The sequence below is a fragment of the Neorhizobium alkalisoli genome (genome assembly GCF_002968635.1).
Lineage (GTDB): Bacteria > Pseudomonadota > Alphaproteobacteria > Rhizobiales > Rhizobiaceae > Neorhizobium > Neorhizobium alkalisoli.
In genome coordinates, this window is the sequence record NZ_PVBN01000003.1 from 275,801 (window position 1) to 298,163 (window position 22,363).

At 54.8% G+C, this 22,363-nt stretch carries 15 protein-coding genes and 1 pseudogene; 9 read left to right on the forward strand and 7 right to left on the reverse strand.

What is annotated here, in order from left to right; translation table 11 throughout:
* Positions 1–108: 108 nt before the first annotated feature.
* The gene (locus tag C5L13_RS08765) at positions 109–1,440 is read right to left on the reverse strand and encodes a KAP family P-loop NTPase fold protein (RefSeq protein ID WP_105382887.1); all 1,332 of its coding nucleotides are present in this window, start codon (positions 1,438–1,440) and stop codon (positions 109–111) included.
* A gap of 152 nt (positions 1,441–1,592) precedes the next feature.
* Positions 1,593–1,793, reverse strand: coding sequence for a hypothetical protein (locus tag C5L13_RS08770; protein WP_105382888.1), 201 nt, complete (start codon positions 1,791–1,793; stop codon positions 1,593–1,595).
* Between the two features lie 263 nt (positions 1,794–2,056).
* Between C5L13_RS08770 and C5L13_RS08775 the strand changes: the two genes are divergently transcribed.
* The 4 genes and pseudogenes from C5L13_RS08775 to C5L13_RS29230 all read left to right on the forward strand — a co-directional run.
* Complete coding sequence (locus tag C5L13_RS08775; RefSeq protein WP_105382889.1) at positions 2,057–2,578, forward strand: PIN domain-containing protein; 522 nt, start codon at positions 2,057–2,059, stop codon at positions 2,576–2,578.
* Positions 2,579–3,797: 1,219 nt separating this feature from the next.
* The gene (locus C5L13_RS08780; RefSeq protein ID WP_105383136.1) at positions 3,798–5,633 is read left to right on the forward strand and encodes an AAA family ATPase; all 1,836 of its coding nucleotides are present in this window, start codon (positions 3,798–3,800) and stop codon (positions 5,631–5,633) included.
* Positions 5,630–6,283 carry a 4Fe-4S cluster-binding domain-containing protein gene (locus tag C5L13_RS08785; protein WP_105382890.1) on the forward strand — a complete coding sequence of 218 codons (654 nt, stop codon included), beginning with the start codon at positions 5,630–5,632 and terminating at the stop codon, positions 6,281–6,283. Before C5L13_RS08780 ends, C5L13_RS08785 begins: the two co-directional genes overlap by 4 nt.
* Positions 6,284–6,786: 503 nt before the next feature.
* Positions 6,787–7,296: pseudogene (locus C5L13_RS29230) on the forward strand (protein kinase domain-containing protein); the annotation flags it as partial.
* Between the two features lie 909 nt (positions 7,297–8,205).
* Here the strand turns inward: C5L13_RS29230 and C5L13_RS29235 are convergent.
* Positions 8,206–8,577 (reverse strand): hypothetical protein, encoded by a 372-nt coding sequence (locus C5L13_RS29235; RefSeq protein WP_245571208.1) that lies wholly within the window; start codon positions 8,575–8,577, stop codon positions 8,206–8,208.
* Here C5L13_RS29235 and C5L13_RS08790 point away from each other — a divergent pair.
* Entirely contained in the window at positions 8,563–12,564 is a 4,002-nt protein-coding gene (locus C5L13_RS08790; protein WP_245571194.1) for an AAA domain-containing protein, read from the forward strand. The genes C5L13_RS29235 and C5L13_RS08790 overlap by 15 nt on opposite strands.
* A gap of 59 nt (positions 12,565–12,623) precedes the next feature.
* Positions 12,624–13,916: a hypothetical protein gene (locus tag C5L13_RS08795; protein ID WP_158693415.1), complete on the forward strand. Its 1,293-nt coding sequence runs from the start codon at positions 12,624–12,626 to the stop codon at positions 13,914–13,916.
* A 176-nt stretch (positions 13,917–14,092) separates the two neighbouring features.
* Here C5L13_RS08795 and C5L13_RS08800 read toward each other — a convergent pair whose 3' ends face one another.
* Positions 14,093–14,467, reverse strand: coding sequence for a hypothetical protein (locus C5L13_RS08800; RefSeq protein ID WP_105382893.1), 375 nt, complete (start codon positions 14,465–14,467; stop codon positions 14,093–14,095).
* A 66-nt stretch (positions 14,468–14,533) separates the two neighbouring features.
* Between C5L13_RS08800 and C5L13_RS08805 the strand changes: the two genes are divergently transcribed.
* The 3 genes from C5L13_RS08805 to C5L13_RS08815 are packed head-to-tail and all read left to right on the forward strand — an operon-like array spanning position 14,534 to position 17,885.
* Positions 14,534–16,105 (forward strand): recombinase family protein, encoded by a 1,572-nt coding sequence (locus tag C5L13_RS08805; protein WP_105382894.1) that lies wholly within the window; start codon positions 14,534–14,536, stop codon positions 16,103–16,105.
* The gene (locus tag C5L13_RS08810; RefSeq protein ID WP_105382895.1) at positions 16,105–16,998 is read left to right on the forward strand and encodes a plasmid partitioning protein RepB C-terminal domain-containing protein; all 894 of its coding nucleotides are present in this window, start codon (positions 16,105–16,107) and stop codon (positions 16,996–16,998) included. Before C5L13_RS08805 ends, C5L13_RS08810 begins: the two co-directional genes overlap by 1 nt.
* Entirely contained in the window at positions 16,995–17,885 is an 891-nt protein-coding gene (locus C5L13_RS08815; RefSeq protein WP_105382896.1) for a plasmid partitioning protein RepB C-terminal domain-containing protein, read from the forward strand. The genes C5L13_RS08810 and C5L13_RS08815 overlap by 4 nt, the downstream gene beginning before the upstream one ends.
* Before the next feature lie 508 nt (positions 17,886–18,393).
* Here C5L13_RS08815 and herA read toward each other — a convergent pair.
* The 3 genes from herA to C5L13_RS28700 form a co-directional block, all read right to left on the reverse strand.
* A complete protein-coding gene (herA, locus tag C5L13_RS08820; protein WP_105382897.1) occupies positions 18,394–20,133 on the reverse strand; it encodes an anti-phage-associated helicase HerA in 1,740 nt (579 codons plus the stop codon).
* 9 nt (positions 20,134–20,142) lie between these two features.
* Positions 20,143–21,393, reverse strand: a complete 1,251-nt coding sequence (locus tag C5L13_RS08825; protein ID WP_105382898.1) for a DUF4297 family anti-phage-associated protein — start codon at positions 21,391–21,393, stop codon at positions 20,143–20,145.
* Between the two features lie 515 nt (positions 21,394–21,908).
* Positions 21,909–22,292, reverse strand: coding sequence for a hypothetical protein (locus C5L13_RS28700; protein ID WP_158693416.1), 384 nt, complete (start codon positions 22,290–22,292; stop codon positions 21,909–21,911).
* Between the last annotated feature and the right edge of the window lie 71 nt (positions 22,293–22,363).

The window sequence follows — 22,363 nt, forward strand, 5'->3', positions numbered from 1 at the left end:
GCCCAAATGTCGACGGCGCACATCAACCGCCCATTGGAATGGTGTCACTCCGAGACGATACCTGTCCCCAACGATGACAGTCGCCCCGTCTTAAAGTTGTTAGCTGACCTACTTCTCACCCACCTGAAAAATCCGAAAGTAATCTCGTTCGATATTCGGCAGGATTTTCACAGCCCGGCCAAAGGTGTCGAAGGTTTTTGCAAAATTCGATTTGTCCTCTTCTTTCTCAGCAGTTCCAGTCAACGCGAAACGCCAGACCCCGCTCAGTAAGTAAGCACCGTGGTTGTACTGATCCGCTTTGCTGTCAAGCATGCTTTTGCTGATCCCAAAAAAAGCCTCGATCTCGCCGACTTCGAGAGTTTGCTTCATTGCCCGGTGAAAGAAATCTGGCTTTAGGACCTGCCAGAGGACCAGAGAAATGATGACGACCTGATAACCGAAGTAGAATTGTCCGAACTCCTTTCTGCGCGGCAACAGTGCGAGGCGCGTGAGAAGTTTTTCAACGTCGCGGAGTGACACGTTGTTCTTGTTGATAGCCAGCTCGATTTGCTCAACGGCAATCTCGATAGCTTTCGGCTCGATCCCCATCTCGGAGCCAGCTGACTGCAGGTATTTTATCGTCGCATGCATGTTAGAGTGCTGGCCGACCAACTGCGGCAACTGCGTAGATAGGGACACAAAGCGCTTCAAGTAGTCCGCAGCATCGACCCCTGCCCCGTACCGAACTCGGACGATATGTTCCAAACCGTCCAAGTTCACGCCCAAGACGAAGTGAACTCTCTCTACCGCAAAGAAGTGTTTAATCACCTCCAAGACGGAGAGTGCGTAATCCGGTCTGCAACGGTCGAGTTCGTCGACAACGATGATGAGCGGATTGCCGTCTTTTGTTAGTTCACCCAATGCAGATCGAAATTGTAGCATGGCGGCTCTCCGGCCGTCTTCACGCTTCCAGAAAGCTTCCGCCGCCTTTTCTGCTTCCTTTCCACCAGCCTCTATCGCCGCGTCAACGAGAGGTCCTGCGATCTCTGTAACCCCCGCAGTCGTGACAGCAGCACCAATTCGCAGAGCAGGACGAGCGAGAGTAACGGCTATTTTCTTTGCCTTTTTCCAGGTTGCCCCGGTTTTCTCGGCCGGTAGGCGTTCGCCGATGGCCCCAGTCAAACTGATCAAAGGGTCGTCCAAATAGTCATTGGCGAAAGCGTCGAAGTACACCGTTGTAGCCGAACCGCCATTTTCGGTCCGGTGTGCACCCACCCACCTTTTGAGAAAATAGGACTTACCGCTGCCCCAGGGCCCATCGACGGCTAAGACTATCGGGTCTTCTACCCGCTCTAAAAGCTCGGAAATCTGCTCTCCAGCCGATTTTCGTTGCAACAAGTCGTTTTCGCCGAAACCTTCTTCGTAAAGGACGATTTCTTTTTGGAGAGGGTACAAACGCATCAGGGGCTCGGATGATGAAATCGATTAGTCGATAAAATGCCAGCAGTAACTGGCCGCAAGCAAGGAGCACCTCGCTACGGGGCCAGGTTTCCCCTAAGTTGCATTGCCAAAAGAGCGTTCTAGTGACGATGCGCTTCAAAACAAGCGTTCGTCTATGAGCCGCCCGGCCCGCCTTCTGTCAGACGTTTACGTGCCTCTTGGGTAATCGTCACGCGCCGACATTCGACGACGAACTCGTCAGCGCCATCTGTGACCACCAGCTTTCCAACGGTCCGGACGAAGTCAAAAAAACGCTTCAATTCCTTATCCTGCTCGCTCAGCTCAAGGAATTCTGGTCGTATTGTGTTGGCCAAATCCACCCTCTCAAATCAGAATTCCTTGCAGTCAGCTCGCTTTTGTAATCGGGCTTATAGGAGATTATGCCGGATTTGTTAACATCAAGAGGAGATGCTTGGCAACCAATCACATAAATGAGGGCTTATATATGTATTTCTAATTTATTATTTTGATGGATATGTAAATAGGGAATAAAAAGTAATATATTTATAGTTCTTGTAAAATATTAACGTTTGATTGATCGTTTAATTCGGAAAGAAGCGTCATTACAGTTCGAGTGATGGCGATGACAGAAACTTATATTTTGGACACATGCGTTTTGAGTGAAGTCAGCAGAGACCGACCAAATCGCTCAGTGGTCCGATTTCTTGAGATGGCGGCAGAGTTGAAATTGCCCAGTGCGGTTTTGATGGAGTTCCAGCTTGGCATCACTGAGGCGTCGGCAAAGGACCCTGTTCGCGCAGTCAAGCTAAGTAACTGGTACCAGCGCGTGATGTCTGCCGGGTTTCCTATCTTGGATACGACCAAAGAGGTTGCGGAGGTGTGGGGTATCCTTGCCGCTGATCCACGCCTGAGAAATCTGGTTGTTGGGCATGCCAAAGCAAAGAAACCACGTAACGGGCAGGACTTGCATATCGCTGCCTTTGCTCTTGTTCATCGGCTTCCCATCGCAACCATGAATGTGCGGGACTTTGAGCTGATTGATCGATGTTATCCACTGCCGGGCATCTACAATCCGATGGAAGAAAGTTGGCATGCTCGAATGAGCCCCCTGCCCTTCGCGGACATTCGAGAAATTTGATACAGCAGTCTATGCCATGCGCGCCGATCTATCAGCGGCAATCTTTTAGCCTGCTCGAAATCCAAAGCGCAACGAGGTGCTGGAGGTTCTTGGCCCCTACTCCCGCCTTGAGTCGCTCGATCCGATGTTCAATCGTCCGCGACGACAGCTCCAGCTTGAGTCCGATTTCTTTCTGCGCCCGCTCCTACGAAAATTTCTGTTTCCCCTGCCTGGTCCTCTGGCGGGACCGCTTGACGGTTGGGTAAGTTTCGCGGGCCATCATGACCGTGGCAGCCGGGGGATGGCTGCTTACCGCCTCCGGTAATGTCCGCGCACATAATGGCCGTTTCGATAATGCCCACGGACGTACGTTGAGCCACCACTATAACGTGGCGATGCCCAAGAACTATATCCATCGTACCCACCTGGCCGAGACGCAGCGCTACGTGCGCCGCAACGACGTCCAGCCGCGTCGAGGCTTTCCGGCGTCGGACAATTACCGGTGTAAACACGCCCCGAGGACACACCGCCGTAAGATGGCAGATAGGTCGTTGAATAGGTTACAGGTACTGACGAGTTCGAGGCCAAGCTAGATGATCCGGTACTCGGCTGCATACCGAATCCACCGGCCGCCCCCAGGGAAGCCAATTCCGATGTACCGGTCAGCGATGGCTGGAGCACACTGCTTGCTTGATCACCAAAGGCGACCGGCCCACGTCCACCGTCCGCTAACAAGACGGTTCCTGACCCCCCTCGACCGCCGGGAGACCGAAGAACGGTTATCGTTCCGTATCGACCATCCGAGCACCGGAAGGGAGCGGACAGTGTCGGACGAGTGTCGAGCGCGTCGTAAGTGCCAGAGCATCCGACCGAACCACTCGGATTGTTAACGGTAAACGTCCCTCCAGATACCGCAGCCGTCGTCGTTCCGATTAAAGCTTCACCGCTATCCATCTTTACTGCGGCGGGAACTGTCAGCGATCCGCAGCTAGCCAGCAACAGTGGCAAGAAAGCCACCACTCTCCAAGTTTTCCACATTGGTAATCCCCAACCCAGGAGAGCATCATGTCATAGTTCAACACTGAGTCGAGTCGATTCCTATAGATCGAAGCTAGCCGTCATCCGGCGATTACCCTCAACAAGCAACTCAAATTTCTGAATCGAACCGCTGCGTAACATCTGCTTCTCTATGGCCAACTTGCGGTAGAGGGCGTAACATCCGGCAATCTTGGGGGATGAAGTGACTACCGTGCATTTTGAAAAGCCGCGATGGATTCGAGACTTACGCAGATTTCTTCCATTGAAGAGCCAGTTCGTCATAACTGGCTGCGTCCGCGATCTCCAGGCACGTGAGGTAAGCGATGGCGTTGTCGCCGCCCTGTCCCTCATCAACTGCTTGGAAAGCGAACTGCGGGAGGTCGGCTACAGTGACGTAGTCACGTTTCGCCCCTTCTCAGGCTTCAGCCTGCCGTCGGGCGGATCAGCCGAACAGCTGACACAGGTGATGACAAGGCACGGCCTCGGTTCTGAGAACCCCTGCGGACACGGCATCGACGCTCTCGCCGCCGCTATTGATCCGTTCGTTCAGTCAAACGAAGCGCCCGCCGCCCTGATTATTGATTTCGCATCTAGGCTGGTGAATCGGCTTGATGTACTTTCGTCGGCGGAACAGGGTCTGTTCACGAGAGCCCAGATCGCTTCCCACACCGCCCGCCCTCGTCCCGGTGGCCCGACGCGAGCACCATTCTACAACTCGATTATCTGGGTAGCAGATCGCGAGACCGATCTTCCCGGCTGGCTGACCCTAGAAAATCCACGCATCCGGCACATTAGCATTCCTGTTCCCGATAGCATCATTCGTAAGTCAGTTGCGCCGATGATGCTGCGAACCTTGCCTGACGCCCCCGCAAGCGGCAGTCCCGAGCTGGCCGCCCAGGCTGACTTGTTCGTGAACCTGACTGAGGGACTTCTTCTCGCTGATCTCAATTCAATCGCGCAGCTCGGCCGAAGCGAGGGCATCAGTGTTGCTGAAATCGCTGACGCTGTCCGCCGATACAAGGTCGGCGTGACCGAGGACCCTTGGAAAAGAATTGACCGCTCGAAGATTGCTGCTGCGGAAGGTTTCGTCCGAAACAGGGTCAAGGGGCAGGACCACGCCGTCCAGCATCTGGTGGATATAATAAAGCGTGCGGTAACTGGCGTCGGCCGCTCGAATGCAAGTGGCCGCCCGCGAGGAGTGGCATTCCTGGCGGGGCCGACAGGGGTCGGGAAAACCGAGCTGGCCAAGACAGTAACGAGTTTGCTGTTTGGGGATGAATCTGCCTACATCCGCTTCGACATGTCCGAATTCAGCGCCGAGCACGCCGACCAGCGCCTGATCGGAGCGCCTCCTGGATATGTGGGATATGACGCTGGCGGCGAGTTGACCAATGCAATTCGCGAAAGGCCGTTCAGTGTCGTTCTTTTTGACGAGATCGAGAAAGCCCACCCTCGAATACTCGATAAGTTCCTGCAGGTGCTCGATGATGGGGTGCTGACATCGGGACGTGGGGATCGGGTCTATTTTTCCGAGGCGATTATTCTATTTACGTCGAACCTCGGCATCTACCGGACTGATGCGACAGGGCAACGCGTCGCTAATGTTGGACCAGCCGATAAACGAGACGTACTGACCGCGAAGGTCCGACAGGAGATCGAAAACCACTTCAAGCTGGTTCTCAACCGTCCCGAGATACTCAACCGTATTGGCGAAAACATCATCGTTTTCGACTTTATTCGCAGAGATATCGCCGAGCAGATTTTTGATCAGCAGGTTGAACGGCTGCTTTGGGACACTCGCGCACTTGGTTTCGATGTTACTCTTTCGACTGCGGCTCGGGAAAGCTTGCGTGATCTATGTCTTTCCGACCTTTCGAATGGCGGGCGCGGTATCCGCAACATGATCGAGGCTTATCTTGCCAATCCCTTGGCCCGCGCGGTCTTCGATACCGGCAAGTTATCCGGTTCCTTCGAGATCACCAATCTCGTCGTAGGCGATAAAATCAATCTCATGGTTGAGGAACGGAGCGTCTTATGACGTCCATCGACATATCGCGACTTCATTTCCCAATCACGACGCTCGGGCCTGGCAGGCGCGTCGGCATCTGGTTTCAGGGGTGCTCGATCCGTTGTCCCGGTTGCATTTCGGCAGACACCTGGGCGACTGGCCGAGGACGGACCACCGTCGATGACGTTCTGAAAGCAATCACTCGTTGGGCGCGAAAGGCCGATGGAATCACTGTTTCGGGTGGCGAGCCTTTCGATCAACCTGAGGCTCTCCTTGAGCTATTGCGAGGTCTGCGCGAGCGAATCGCGGGTGACATCTTGGTCTATAGCGGCCATCCCCGCGAGGCGCTCGATTCTCGCTTGGCCATGATGGATGGACTGATCGACGCCCTCATCACCGATCCGTTCGAGATTGATGAGCCGAATACACTGGGGTTGCGTGGCAGCGACAATCAGCGGCTTCACTTGTTGACGCCAATGGGTCGCGCTCGGTTCAAAACCGACAGTGATGGCTTTTCCGCGCGCCGCTTCGATTTGATGATCGATGATTCAGGCGAGGTTTGGATGGCGGGAATTCCTGGTCGGCACGACTTCAAGAATCTCGCCGGACTGCTCAACACGTTCGATACCTTCACAACCACCCAAGATCGTTCCGTTTCGAAAATCGCTGCATCAAAATGATCAGATATTGCCCGAACTGCCAAACAGAACGTCCGCTCAGCGAATTTTACTGCGAGGGCCAACTCGCCGACGGGCAAACCTGCAATTGGGACCTCTCAAGCGTCGCAATTCGACCGCCCGGAGCAGGCTCGACGGAACTGTTGTCGCGACCGTCCCCCGTCTCTGGTAACGAAGCGGTTGTGCAGGAAGCGCCAACCGGAACCTGCCCGAACGGCCATCACGTTGATGAAGGCGATCTAATTTGCATGATTTGTGGCGCGGAGGTCGTGCCAAGTTCAGTGTCCGCACCAGCGATCATCGCAACCGAACCCGACACTGGTCCTCGCACGGACGCGCTACCGACTGAGATCGGTGCCTGGGAGTTTCAACATCGTCTCTCTAATGCGAGTTCAGTGCGAGAGGTATTCATCGCCCGACACCGGGATGATGGCCGTGAAGCTGTGCTCGAATTATATACCCCCGGTTCCGAGCCCGACCGAGCCGTCCAGGACGCGCTTTCGACGATGCCACTGGACCATCTCCCCAAACTGATCGAGTTCGGCCGTTGGCAAGATCGTCCATTCGAGGTTCGAGAGAATGTCGGTGGTGGAAATCTTCTTGCACTGAAAATCGCGTCAACCGATTTCGATGGCATCAAAGCCGTGGCGATAGAGCTTGGTCGAGCACTCGCGTCATTTTCCCAAGCAGGCCTCCGTCATCGTGATCTGCGGCCGGAAAATGTTCTGATCAGAACACGCGATCCCCTTGACCTCGTCATCACCGGGTTCGGGTCCGCGCGTTTGTCGGACTTCGACCTCGATGTCGTCGCACCACTCGAAACAACGCGATACATGGCTCCTGAAGCCATCGCGGGGGGCGTAGCCGCCGCTTCCGACTGGTGGAGCCTCGGTATGGTTCTCCTCGAACTCGCCACGACCGGTTCCTGCTTTGAAGGCGTAAATCCACAGGCCTTCTTGATCAACGTGCTGACGAATGGTGTCGATGTACCGTTCGATCTCGACCCTTCGCTGCGTCGCCTGCTGCTTGGGCTGTTGGCTCGCGACCATCGCACGAGATGGCAATGGGATGAGATGCGCCGCTGGGCCGACGGCGAGGACGTCGCGCTACCGCCCGAGGCAACCGTCGCCCCATCCAGCGGGGACGAGACCAGTCAAGCAAGCATCCAACTCGGCGGGAAGGCATTCCATCGCCCGTCCGCTTACGCACTGGCCGCAGCGGAACCCGCTAACTGGGACGAAGCACGAACTCAAGCTGTTCGGGGTGCACTCGTCGCGTGGGCGGAGGAAGCCAATGTCGGAAGCGCCGAACTTTCCGGTTTAAGAAGGCTTTCGCACACCGAAGACATCTCAGAAGACTTCCGGCTAGCCTTGGCGCTGAAGGTTCTTCACCCATCGATGCCGCTTGTCTTGAAGGGCAACATCATCACGCCCGGATGGCTCCTTGATCACCCGGAGGAAGCCACTCATCTGGTCTTTGGCGCGGCCACGGAATTTCTCGCAAGGTTGGGTGCCGAGGAGTGGCTTTCAAAACTGCGCCAACGCGGGGCGGCGGTCAGGGCAAGAGCGAAACAGTTCGAAATCGCCCTCAATGAAGACGAACTGAAAATTCATTTGCTTTCGACCTCCAGGGCTCGTCTTGCCGCCCTATGGGGCGAAAAGCGGAAGCTGCTTCCAGACACCGATCACCCAGGTTTGAACTCGCTGCTGGAACGCCGCCAGACGACAGAGGAGGATTTCATACTCCTCCTTGCTGCAGAAGTCAGCCAATTCCGGTCAGCGGACGAGATTTTGTCCGAGGCGGAACAGACGGCGGCGCGCGCGGGCGTACCGGATTTCGACCGCGTCAGCGCGGCAGAGTTTCTGTCCAGTTCGAGGCGCGATCTCCACAAAATGATCGACCAGAGGCTGGAGGGGTTTGCGCGATCAGGCATCGTCCGGGTCGACGAATGGGCGGATCAATTCCGACTTGATCGCCGCATATCGTTGGACAGGGTTCTGGTCCTTCTCTCGATCCCTGAAGAACGGTGGCACGAGCCGCCGAAGCAGTCCTATGTCTCGACGCTTCTCGACTACTTCTCGAAGAAAATTGCCGGGAGCATCCTGCGCGGCGCGCTTACCCGTATGACCATCGGTAAGACGACACCGCGCGTCGATCTCATGGAACTCGACACGGTCCGCCGTCCCGCCCCCGCCCTGCTCGACCTCATTCTCGCCCGAACAGATCGATACGAAAGCCTCGATCCGGCAGCTTTCATGACGTCGGAAACCCTTGAAAGGCGCATGAGGGCGCTCCATCAGCACTCCCTCCTCTACAAGCGCGACACCGGCATCGACGGCCTCTATCTGGGCTTTCCGTTTCTGATCCACCGCGACGACCGGACAAAGCCTAAAATCGCTCCGATCTTGCTTTGGCCGATCAGGCTCGTTCCTGAAGTTGGAAATCGTGGCCACGCGACAATCGCGTTCGACCGGGAACGTGAGGAAGTTCGCCTCAACCCAGCATTTGAGGGCATGATCGGATTGGAAGCTTCACGTCGCTGGCAAGAAGCCACGAATGATCTCCTGGGTCGCGCGACCTTGACCACCGCCGACGTCGTGGACGGGTTCGCCGCGCTTGCCGACCCCATCGGAAGGAGATTGGTGGGCCTCCCTGGAAAGGACGTGAACACCGAGATGGGCCGTCCAAAAGTCGCTTGCGCCGCGACGCTGTTCCATCTGGCCTACATGGGTCAGGCGATAGTCGAGGACTTGAGGCACCTAAAGAGCCGCCCGCTCGACGCCACCGCCTTGCAGACAGCGCTGAAGGTGACGGATGCCCCGCCTCCGACGCGTGCCACTGAGCGGATTCCAGAAGTCGAGAAATTCTTCACGGTGGCAAGCGATCCGTCGCAGGAGGCGGCCGTCATCGAGGCCCGCCAGGCCCCCGGCCTACTTATCGAAGGGCCTCCAGGCACGGGCAAAAGTCAGACCATCGTCAACATGGTTGCCGACGCGATTGGCCGCAAGAAAAGCCTGCTCGTGATCTGCCAGAAGCAGGCGGCCCTGGAGGTTGTGAAAAAGCGGCTGGAGGCAGAAGGCCTCGAAGATCGGATATTCATGATAACCGATATGAATAAAGATCGGGAACCCGTCCTGAAGGCGGTCCGTGATCAAATTGAATCTCACCGCGCTGGCTACGGCAATCAATCCTGGCGAAGAGATAGGCAGCTGGTGGCGCAGAGGATCGAAAGCCTGGAGGCTGATCTCGACCGCCATCACTCGGCGATGCATGACGAGGACAGCGCGTCGGGATTGTCCTATCGCGGCGTCCTTGGTGAATTGCTTTCTGTCGAAGGGGATCGGCCACCAGTCGACGTTCCGGCTTTACGGCGTGTTCTTGCGCCACTCACCGCCGAGGAAGTCTATGCCTTGGAGGACGTCTGTGGACAGAACGCGCGCCTTTGGCTCCCTTCCAGATACGAAGGTAACGCGCTGCAGCCGTTAAAGATATTCCAACCTGACGCGGCGACAGTCGAGGCGTTCATCGCTGATCTCACTGCTCTCAGGAACGCCGAAAATCAGAGGCAGACTGTCTATCGACGCACCGAAGGTGCGTTGCCGATGGATGAGCCTGAACTGTATCAACGTTGGTATGCAGATCACGATGCGGAGTTTCAGAACCTCGACGCCGAAGAAAGGATGGAGCTGAGCAGGTGGTACGGAATTTGCTCCCGCGACGCAACGAACGAATCCCGCGCGACGGCAATAGTGAAACAACTTGTCTCCGCCCGGAATGAATTCGAGAACGGACCGGGCCGACCTCCCGCGCCGGAGTATTCAGCGGCGATGACCGCCCTGGGAGATCGCGAGCTGGAGGAAACCATCCTGCTCGCGAAAATGGTTCTCAGGAAACCGTCATTCCTTGGACGCCTTAACCCCATGCGCTGGTCGCGCGCCCGAGCGCTCGTACGCCAAATCTCAGGTCTCCACCTCGACCCAAGGGAAGTTCAAACGTTCTTCGATGCGGCCGTGTGGGAGCTGTGGCTAAGACCACAGAGACTGGCGCTCGCTGATATCCTTCGCGAGATCGGCGAAGATGGACTTGTCACCGAGAACATACCCGCGTCTGGGCTGGCGGCGATAGCCGCGCAAAAGGCCACCGCCCTGTGGAAGGTCCAATCGCTCTCGGATGCTATCAAGACCTTTCCCTCCCGGACGCGGATGGAGGCCGTTGTGAAGGCCTCATCGCTTCAGGAATATCAGAACCTGAGGAGTAGCGCCGAACGCGCCTACGAGCGATATGAGGCCAAACAATTCAATCACGCGGCACTCTCAAATGCCGAACAGTGGTTTGAAATCAACTGGGTCGGTGAGCGTGAGGCCGCCATCAATCTTGATGGCACTAACGCCTACGAAATCGGGAAAATTTCCGAGGCGCTGCCGGTGCTTGAACCCTTCCAACGCTTCCGTCTTCGGCAGAACGCGATTCCCGCAAAGGCGATGGAGGTCTTTGCACATTTACGTGGTGTCGCGGATGCGCTCGCGTCGCTACCGGCGCATCAGCTCGAAGAGGATGTCCGACGGATCATTCGGCGAGAAGCCCTTCTCGCGACGAAGGTCCGCCTTGAAACGGAGACCCCTTCCCTGCTGTATGAATCTACGGAAATCCAGAACAAAGTCAGATCGCTCGCGGAAGCCGACGTTCAAATGAGGCGCGTCAATCGAACTCTACTCACAAAGGGCATCGATTTTTCGAGGATTGCGTCTGAACGGGAGTGGGAACCGATAACGAGACTGCGCGGCCAGAGGGCTCAGCGCCTTCGTGAGTTCCTGGAGAAGGGCACGGACCTTGGTCTTATGGAGCTTCGCCCGGTTTGGCTAATGAACCCCGATGTCGCCAGCCGCGTCCTTCCTCTGCGAAAGGGCATGTTCGACATCGTCATCTACGACGAGGCGTCTCAGATGCCTGTCGAATACTCCCTACCCTCATTGTATCGTGGCCAGGTCATGATAGTCAGCGGCGATGAAAAACAGATGCCGCCGACCGCCTTCTTCAATAGCAAGGTCGAGAACGACGAGGCGGATGCATTTGACGAGGATATCGAAGACGATGCCTCGGAAGCGGAGCGTGATTCCTTTAACGAAACCTGGAACCGCCGCGAGATCAAGGATTGTCCGGACCTTCTGCAGCTCGCGAAATCGGTGCTCCCAACCACGACTCTTCAAATTCACTATCGATCCGCGTATCGCGAACTTATCGGCTTTTCAAACGCCTCGTTCTACGCCAACCGATTGAACGTACCGGTTCGCCATCCCGATGAGGAAATCCAGCGCGCCAAGCCAATCGAGGTGATCCGCGTTGACGGCGTCTACGAGAACCAGACGAACAAGGCTGAGGCGGAAAAGGTCGTCGAAACCCTGGCTGAGATATGGAACAGGGGTGGCAAGACACCGACAGTGGGCGTCGTGACGTTCAATCGAAAGCAGGCTGATCTAATCGAGGACGCCCTGGAGGAAGAAGCGGAGCGCGATTCCTGGTTCGGAGGAATGCTCGCGAAGGAACGAGACCGCGTCGAAGGAGGCGAGGACGTCGGTTTCTTCGTCAAGAACGTCGAAAACGTCCAGGGTGACGAACGGGACTTTATCATCTTCTCGTCCACCTTCGGCCGAAACGCGCAAGGCAGCTTCCGCCGCAATTTTGGTGTTCTCGGCCAGAAGGGCGGCGAACGTCGCTTGAATGTCGCTGTCACCCGGGCCCGCTCGAAGGTGGTAATGATCACTTCTATTCCCGTTGGCGATGTGTCCGATATGCTTTCCAGCAGACGACGCCCATCGATTCCACGTGACTACCTGCAAGGCTACCTCGAATATGCAAGAGCCATGTCGGCGGGCGAATTTGAAACGGGACGCGGGCTTCTCGGACGGCTTGTCACGGAGAGGAGTGGAGCGCAGCGGGCTGAGGACGATTCGCTCGACGGTTTTGCTGTTTCAGTCGCCGAATATCTTGATGAGCTGGGTGTGAAGGCCAGCTCCGTCAGCGACGGCAGCGCGTTCGGGCTGGACTTTGCGATTGAAGACCCGATAACCGGTCTATACGCGCTTGCAATCGAATGCGCCGCGCCGCGCCACCACATTCTCGCAAACGCGAGGGCTCGCGAGATATGGCGACCTTCAGTGCTATCGCGTTCAATCCCGCATGTTCACCGGGTGTCCTGCCACGGATGGTATCATTCCAGGAATGAGGAGAAGCACAGACTTCGCGCGGCCGTGGAAGCCGCCCTGCGTCGGGAGGCAGCCGAATGAGTGGGCCAAAGGTCGTCAAGATCATCACGCGAGAGGAACTCATCGCTATCTGCGAGGGGATGATCGCGGCATTGGAGGCGTGCCAGACGCGATGGCTCAAGATCGGCCAGCGTAATGACGTTATCGGCGAGGCCGATGCTTCCGCGTCCGCCGAACGGGTAGAGGCAATCCGTGCACTGTTGTCGTCCGACCGCTTCGAGGAGGTCCAGAAGCAGGTTCCGGCTGAGATCGCGTTCCTTGAGGACGACATTCAACGGCGTATCACGAAAGCGGCAGATGCGGCGGTGAAGGCCCGGATATCCCGTCGCCGGATGGAGGCCACCGCGTATAGCGTTGGATCGAAGCTTAGGGAGCGCGGGTTCGCGCCATCAGACGTCCTGGATTCGCCGGAGAAGCATTCCTCGGATGACCTGTCGTTCGCGATCTCGAAGGCCTTCTCGGTCCTCGCTCCTCCTGACGGTGATCGCGGGATGAGTGAGCGGCAAATCGAAATCGCCCGTGATCTCGGTGCAGGCGAAGCCCGCCAGACACTGTCCGAATGGCTTAGTGCGCAAGAGCAGGACAATGCGGACCCGGAGCTTATCGCGTTGGAACGCATCGTTGAGGAACTTCGAGCTGTCGATCAGAGTGCGGCAAGCGCATTCGACGGGCGAGTGGCCGCCCTCTCCAGAGAAGAAAACCCCGCGCGCAAAAGGCTCGTACGGGATAGCTTTATGCTGGATGCGTCAGCTGCGCGAACCGATGCTCTGCTGAAGGCAAAACTCATGATGAAGCTCGACGCCATGACATCGCGGCTCAGGGCAACAGGCGACCTAGCGGCGCTTACCTCGGCGACGACAATCGCGTCTGCCTTGGAAACGCCCGCGACTCAGGCCGCGCTGAATGATCTGCTTGCCGCAGCTGAGGTCGTTCTAGTTGAAGCGGAAAACCGCAAGGCGGCCGATTACAGGCGGAAGTCGCTTCTGACCGGGCTCTCGCAGCTCGGCTACGAGGTTCATGAGGGTATGGAGACAGCATGGGTCCGAGACGGAAAAGTCGTTTTGAGGAATAGCGCATCGGATACGTATGGTGTGGAAGTTGGCGGAAACCCGGAGAACCTCGTTCAAATCAGGACTGTCGCCTATGACCGCCCGGGAGCTAACCGCACTGCAGAGCAGGATCGGGCGGCAGAAACGACTTTTTGCGATGCATTCTCGTCCTTGCGGGCCGAGCTTGGTGAAAACGGCGGCAATATCACCATCGTTCGAGCCTTGGGTGTCGGCGCTACACCGGTGAAATCAGTGGCGATTGAAGGTACTAGAACGGTCTCTGAAGAAGTTGATCTCCCAGTGGTTCATGGCCGACATCTTTGATCTATAATCGGCTACAAAATTAATTCATTCATATTAAGGGCCTTGCTGTGTGGATGCCTGAGCAGCGGGTCAAATTGATTCCGCAGAAATTTCTGCGAATTCAGAACTACGAAGGTGAAACGGCCTGAAACGCCTTTGTTTTCCGCCACCTCCACCCAATCGGAATATTTGGCTAGTCATATCTGGCCATTGAAGTTGTTGTCAGCGCGAAGTGCTTGAACAATCGCCGTCGCCCGGGCGAGCGATGCCTCAGCGGCACCCAGTTCAATGGATACCGTAAATAGGTCTCGTCCGGACAAGCGTAGAAATTCCCGCAGAATAGCCTCAGAATTTCGGGCGAGCAAAATCAGCTGTGAGCCGTTCGGCCCACGAGAACCAGACAACCAATATTTTGCGGCCCGCTCACTGGCCCCGGTCCACTTCATTATGGTTTTTGCAGCGCGGCCACTTTGACCTAGCTCGAAATTCAAAGCACGCGAGATTGACGGAGCATACTCGCGCCGAATTTCTGCAGCCGTGAACGGAACATCTGTGCCCTTATTCTGAACCATCTTGCCCTCCTCTTCGGGATATACTCCGCGCACTCAGGACACCATAGAGGCAATATTTGACATCTCATGGTCATCGAATGGGGCAAAAAAACAGGCCATGACGGCACCCCCGGTGCGAGAACTCCGGCTGCAACCTATGTTCGGATGTCTACTGAACATCAGAAATACTCGACCGATAACCAGCTTTCGGTAATCCAACGATATGCCGATAGAAATGGCTTCGAGATTGTCCGCTCTTATGCTGACCAAGGAAAAAGCGGGTTACGTTTAGTCGGTCGCGACGCATTGCAGACTCTGCTGGCCGATGTGGAAGGAGATCAGGCGAGTTTCAAAGCAGTGCTCGTCTACGACGTTAGCAGATGGGGGCGCTTCCAAGACCCTGACGAAGCCGCTGAAGTCGAGTTGCGCTGCAAGAGGCACGGAATTCTGGTCCATTATTGCGCTGAGCAATTTGAGAATGACGGCAGTATGGGCTCGTCGATCATCAAAACCGTCAAGCGCGCGATGGCCGGTGAGTACAGCCGAGAGCTATCGGTGAAGGTCTTTAATGGGCAGGCCAATCTTATCCGCCTTGGCTACAGGCAAGGTGGCGCTCCTGGTTACGGGCTTCGTCGCCAGTTGATTGACCAGCATGGCAATTTTAAAGGGGAACTCACACGCGGAGAACATAAAAGTATCGCGACTGACAGAGTTATTCTCGTTCCTGGCCCGAAGAATGAGATTGAGGTCGTCAAGACGATTTACGACCTGTTTGTCACCGAGCGGCGGAGCGAGTTGGAAATCGCATCGCTCCTGAACGGGCAAGGAATCTCGACCGACTGGGATCGGCCGTGGACGCGAGGCACCATCCATCAGGTGCTGATCAACGAAAAATATGTCGGAAACAATGTATGGGGCCGCACCTCATTCAAGCTTAAGCAATCCCACATAAAGAATCCTGAAACGGAGTGGATACGCGCTGACGGTGCATTCACCGGCATCGTCTCCCCCGCGCTTTTCCGACAGGCTCGCGGCATCATCGCCGCAAGGTCTGACCGTCTGTCGGACGAGGCCATGCTTCAAAAACTCGCCGAGATATTCCAACAGCAAGGTTATCTGTCTGGTCTGATAATAGATGAAACAGAGGATTGCCCATCCAGCAGTTCATTTTCTCATCGGTTCGGCAGCTTGTTACGAGCTTATGCGCTGGTCGGCTTTGTACCGGAGCACGACTACCAGTACCTTGAGATCAACCGCGCGCTACGCAGAATGTATCCCAAGCTACTGAAAGAAGTGCTTGAAGGCCTTCGTTTAGCAGGCGGCACGGCTGATCAAGACATACAAACAGACTTGCTGACCATCAACGGAGAATTCACGGCTTCAGTTGTCATTGTTCGCTGCATTCAGACCTCTGCAGGGTCTCTCCGATGGAAAGTGCGATTGGACAGCGCGCTCAAGCCGGACATCACGGTGGTGGTTCGCATGGGACCAGGCAACGCCGAGCCGTACGACTTTTACCTGTTGCCGCTGCTGGACATGCACGAGGCTGTATTGCGACTTTGCGAATTCAATGGCTTATCGCTTGACGCGTATCGCTGCGAAGACCTTTCACGTTTCTATGCGATGGCGGCACGTCGGGTTTTGATGGAGGTAGCGTGATGACCGCGATTCCCGCTCAGAAGGTCGAAATGATCCCCATTGCGCGGATCACAGTCGTAAATCCCCGCATTCGGAATAAGAAGCACTTCAAGGAGATAATCGCGAACATCGGCCAAGTTGGGCTTAAACGTCCCATCACGGTGACGCGCCGCATGGAAGCAGGCGGACCTTTCTATGATCTCGTCTGCGGACAGGGACGGCTCGAAGCCTTCAAGGCGTTGGGACAGCAAGAAGTTCCGGCCCTTGTCGTGAACGCGAACAAAGAAGATTGTTTGGTTGCCAGCATTGTTGAGAACTGCGCTCGACGGCAACACAGAGCAATCGATCTCCTTCAAGACATAGGAGCAATGAAAGGTCGAGGACATAGTGTCCCGGAAATTGCCCGGATGACAGGTCTATCCGGCGAGTATGTATACGCGGTTGTTCGCCTTTTGGAAAATGGAGAAGAGCGTCTGTTGCGCTCCGTTGAAACGGGACAAATCCCCTTCAGCGTCGCGGTGGAAATCGCCGAAGCTGACGACCAGGACATTCAAGCTGCTCTTCAGTCCGCATATGAGAAGAAGCTCCTGCGCGGCAAAAAGCTGATGGCTGCCAAGCGGATTGTCGAACAGCGACGACAACAGGGTAAGGGGTTGAAATACAGCATCAAAGCGAAGTCCCGACCTCTATCATCAGACGCTTTGTTAAAAGCATTTCAAGAAGATGTTGATCGCAAGCGGATTCTGATACGCCGGGCCGAAACTGCCAAGGCGCGTCTTACTTTCATCACCGAAGCTGTTCGAAAGCTCTTAGCCGATAGGCAATTCTCCGACGTGTTGGCTGAGGAGGGTTTGATCTCGCTGCCAGCGGCGCTTGTTTCGAGACTCGAAGGTCAGAGAGGATCAACGCCATGACAGCCTCTCGTGGCGATGCCTCCGTTCCCCTATCATTTGAGAGCACCAGCCTCCGGATTCCGATTGCCGAAATTCTGCCACTGAAGCAACTCTCCGTCTCTGTGCTGAAATCGGTAAAGTATTCCCAAATTGCAGCCTCAATTGCTGAGGTCGGTATTATCGAGCCGCCGGTCGTCATCCGAGATCGCAGCGAGTCCGACAAGTTCCATCTCCTGGACGGGCACATCCGATTGGACGTACTCGCAAAAAGAGGCGAAATAGAAGTGGTCTGTTTGGTTGCCACTGAAGATGAAGCCTACACCTATAATCGGCGAATAAGCCGTTTGGCTACGATCCAAGAACACAAAATGATCCTGAAGGCCATCGAAAAGGGTGTGCCAGAAGAGCGCCTAGCACGCGCACTGAACGTAAATATTTCCAGCATTCGGCACAAGAAGAGTCTGCTCGAAGGCATGTGCAATGAAGCGGTTGAGATGCTCAAGGAGAAGCACGTCCCCCTCAATACAATTGGCCAATTGAAAAAAATGAAGCCGATGCGTCAGATCGAGGCGGCGCAGTTGATGATCGCGATGAACAAGTTCACCGTCTCGTACGCACAATCGCTCGTAGCGGCAACACCTGACGCGATGCTCGTCCGCCCCAAAAAGAAGATCGGCGGCCTAAGCGAAGAACAGATCGCCCTCATGGAGCATGAGGCCGCAATCCTTGATCGGGAATTCAAGACCATTGAACAGGACTACGGAGCTGATCATCTCGACCTCGTCCTTGCCACCGGTTACCTGACACGATTGCTAGGAAGCGTACGGGTCGTGCGCTATCTGGCTCAATTTCATCCGGATATCTTGTCGGAATTTCAGAAAATCGCAGACCTACGCAAGGCTGCTTGATGTCAGATGCCCACCCTATTGCTGCTTCAGCTGTCCCCTTGAGTACCCTCACTATCGGGCAGGCACCGTCCGGCTATTGGATATTCATGAAGAGTGGCAATTGACACCAAAGATGAGCTATCTGGCCGACCATGGCTCAAAAAGACGAAGTCGCGAGTTTCTGGCGAGGGTTGTTCAGACACTTGGAAGCGTAGATGATCCCCTGACAAGGGCATCGAGCAATATCATCAACTCGCGTCCTGGAGGAAGTTCGGGGTGAACCCCAGACAACGGATCGGCAACGATTGGTTTGATCAATAGTGCAAGAAACGCGACGAGACAGCTGAAAGCTGAGGCCGACTTGCTAGCCAAGGACCAAACTCCGAGATAGGCCACAGAAGTTTGGCCCACTTGAGCTATGATGATAATGGCCCAACTGGGCGCTCGCTCGCGGATACATTTGACATGACAAGAGCGGCTATCAGCCTCATAGGGCCAGTCCCTGTGTCAAAACTGACGATCTCAGCCCTCATCCACGCCAATTGTCGGCCCGCTTTTTGAAATCGATCTTCTTCCATTCCTCCTTCCAAAGCGTCAGGTATTTCACGTCACTGGACGAGGGTTCGGGATCGCATTTCTCCACATACACGACGCACGGCATGATGACGGCGTCCCCGATGAGAAGCGCTTCCCCTTGCTCAAGCGCAGGCATGCCCTCGGTGAGATTGCCAAGGGTATCCGGCAATAGTCGGCGGACATAGCTTTGATCATCGGGATTGGTAAGACGCATTGCCAGGAAGTTGGAGCATTGCGAAAAAATAGTCTCTGAAATTTCAGAAGGTCGCTGGCTCGAAATCAGGAGGCTGATGCCGTACTTTCGGCCTTCTTTGGCAATGCGTTCGATTGCAGCCAGGGAAGCCTTGTAGCGGGCAAGACCGCTCTTTGGTGCGTATTTGTGTACTTCCTCATACACCATGAGGAACGGTTGCTCTGTTTTGCTTTCAACGCGCCGGGCATAATAGCAAAAATCGAACATTAGACGGGAGATCAGGGAAACGGTAATGCTGAGCAGTTCAAAGGGGATGCCGCTGAGGTCGATAATCGTGACATTGGTCTCGCCCGCGTCATTGTAGCCAGTGAACTGCCTGAGCACGTCCTCCAATGAGGCCTTCTTTGCCTTTTCACCGAAAATGAACCCAAGCCGCGTGTTCGCAATTTTTGATCTGACCCGTCGTTCGAACTTGTCGATAGTACCGTCGGCATATGGCCCTTTATTAATCTCACTACGTTTGGTCGGCGCGAATTCGCGCAATTCCATGCAGTAGTGCTCGATCTGGGCATCGACGTCAGGGAAATCGATTTCCGTGTTATCCTTAAACTTTATCAGCAAAGAATTGTCAGCGTTCTTTGTCTCTCTGGTGAGATTTCTGAAGGCATTTGCGACGTGATCGATCTCATATGGAAGCGGGCTGTCGAAATTGACCTTCTCTACCTCGGGATTACTGATCTTTTTTGCGATGGTGACAACCTGCCGGAGCAATGCCTCCTGATTGTAGTTGTTGTTGTCCCCTGACTCCAGGAACATGTCCTCCATCTCGTCTTCGTTGAGAAGCCAATATGGCAGGACGAGGTCATCGACCGTGATGACATTCGCCTTCGGAAACGCCGTGGCATATTCTGAATGAAGATCGAATATCAGGATATGGGAGTTGTTGAGGCCCTGGTATTCGCCAGTTTTGGCAGATATCGCCTTCTGCAGAACTGACGACACGCTCGACGATTTGCCCGATCCCGAAGCACCGACAACGGCAATATGTTTGTTGAAGAACCGGTCGCCGTGAACAGGTACGACGATATCACGTTGCCTCGTCAGTGAAGAAAAGCAAAAGCGGTCTTCAGCCGCATAGCAGTCTGCATATATGGCCGCGATTTCCGCTTTCGTCGCCGGGACGACCTTCTTTGGTGGAATGGCCAGTTCGTCACCGCCGCGATTGAACTTTCCGTCCTTAAGGGTCCCGAGAGGATACGCATCGATCATATAGACGCGCTTGTAGTCACTGCCACCGTCGCCTTTCACCTCTTTCATCTCGATTGAAAAGCTTTCGATGATGCAGATGAGGGAAACGTTGTCATTGTCCGAGACTTTGAGAAAGGACCCAACGCGAAGAGATTCACCCGCCGTCTGGAAGTTCAAAAGATCGTCGACGGCCACTCGAACCTTGTTGGGGTAAACGGCGACAACCTCGGCATTGGCGATTTCCTCAGTCATTGTTCGTCCTCAGATAATTTTCGTGATTGTGGAGATGCTGCTGACGGGGATCGAATACATCCGACTCTTTGGACCCGGCAGAGCCATGGCTGCAGGGCGTTCAAGGAAGAAGTCGTAGATGTGGCACAACTTCCGTCCCACCCCATCGAGGGCCTCCAGCAACTGGTCAACGTCGTCGACAAAACGAATTTCGATCTGGTGCTCTTGGGTCTGCGGGCTCTGAACGTGATCGTTGCGGAAGGGCGATCCGCGATATGGGTAACCGTCTACGAAAACGGTTCCAGTATCGAAGAGCTCGTTCTTGACTTGCATGATGAGTTTTTCATCCGCGCCGCGTAGCAGGATGAATGGCGCGTAGCGCTCGGAATTCTGGATGCGGCGCTTCTTAGCCGAACTCCACTTGTTGCCGATTGCCCTGAGCTGGTCGCAAACGACCGAACCCTCTGTTGCCGCATCGCATTCAATGATGAAAGCACGGACAATTCCTGCGCCGTTTGTGGGCGAGAAATAGAGGCGTTTCATATGCTTCGCGTACTCGCTTGCATCCTTCTCTCGGAGAAGCCAACGATTATGGACAGCTTGGGTGCCCTTAAGCAGTTCCTGCAGGGCACGACGGGTTGTCTTGCGGTCGTTGTGATCTTTTTTCGTGGCAAGTGTGGCAATGTAGTCGAAGGCCATTGGATAGTGAAAGCCTTCGGCCTCAAACGCGGAGACATTTTGGTTTTTCCGTATTTCCTCGATAACGATGTTGCGATGTTCAGAAAATTCCTTCGAGATTTGTATTTTGAAGCTCTTGCAGAATGCCTCGATAAGTCCATCTGGCGCGGCCATGTCGTCGAGTAAGGACTTCTTTTCGTAGGATTTCGTACCGTCAGCCGCCTTCACTTCCTTCCGGTATTCCATCACCGATTTGAAGCGCTCGACGGAAAGCTCACCAGTATCGATCTTAACTTCCGCAAAGTGCCCGTACAGCAGGTATTTTCTGCCTGCGCGTTGTGCTTCTTCGAGCCCCTGGAAATGAACAAAGAGCTTATGCAGGGGATCACGCAGCACCGAGTCTGTCAGGTTCTGCTCCGCGTAGTATTTTACCTGGCTGTAAATAACGCCTTCGTCCGTGTAGCGGTCAAAGTCTTCAATGCCCTCAATGACGACGTTTTCGTCTAGGCCCGCATTCAAGATTTCAAGCAAGGCAGCGTCGAGCTGGTAAAAATAGCCCCTGATCGAAGCTGTTGCTTCGCGTTTTTTGTCGACCTCCAGCATCGCGCACCCCGAATCAATCCCCGATTGGGATCATAGGCTAAAGGCCGCGAAAAACGCGAGTGCAGCTATTTGCGCCGATGAGAATCTGTTTGACTATATCAGTTGCACCGCAGTGAAATCCGCTCGGCCATTCGCGATAGGAAATTTGATGCATTATGAACATTTGAATGTCATTCGGGAGGAAATTTGTGCCCAAATCTTGAAGTCAAGTGGGCAAGGCAACCTTAAGCGCGTGTGGAATTTACACATAGACATGGTAATAAGCTTCATAGTGGCTGGTGATACGAAAGGCTTGGCACTTCGTCTGAAGCGAATCGCTGAAATGGACGAACTTCTCCTCTCAACTGAACACCAAAGAATTGTCTCAGCCGCAGAATATATTCTGACTTCTTGGGTGATGCTTGAGCAGACGCATGGCGCTGGCTCCCTGCTCAACTACAGGGACATATTAAAGTGTTCAGCGCCATGGGTGTATGGCGTATCCAACATCGAGAATGCTAAAAACTTTCAGTCCACTAACGTCCGGGACCCTTCTGACCCATTCTGGGCGCTTCAATTTGTGCAAGAGCCTTCGATAGATCGCGCAGCTTGACACCTCTGAAGAAGGTTTTCCTATCTACCTGGACATAAAGTCCTCGGCCTTCTTCGAGGATTTCAGTAAGAATCACAGCACTCGAAAATTTATTTTCGATATCCTTGAGGTTTTCTTTCCATTCATCCGTGGCTTTAGAAAGCTCTTCACCGCTGGGTGTGGCGGAATCCTTGTATCTATCCAAAGCCAACAGCCCAGCAATTTTGCCAGAAAGGCCAGGACCTTTCAGGTGAACCTGGCCACCAATGAGCACTGTATAGACGCCTTCTTGGTCTTCAATTCCTTCGTAAATAACGATCAGTGACATATCGAGTACCCTGCAATTGCACCGTTTGCGGCATCTATCGCAAAACAGTTACCGTCTCGTTCTCACTGAAG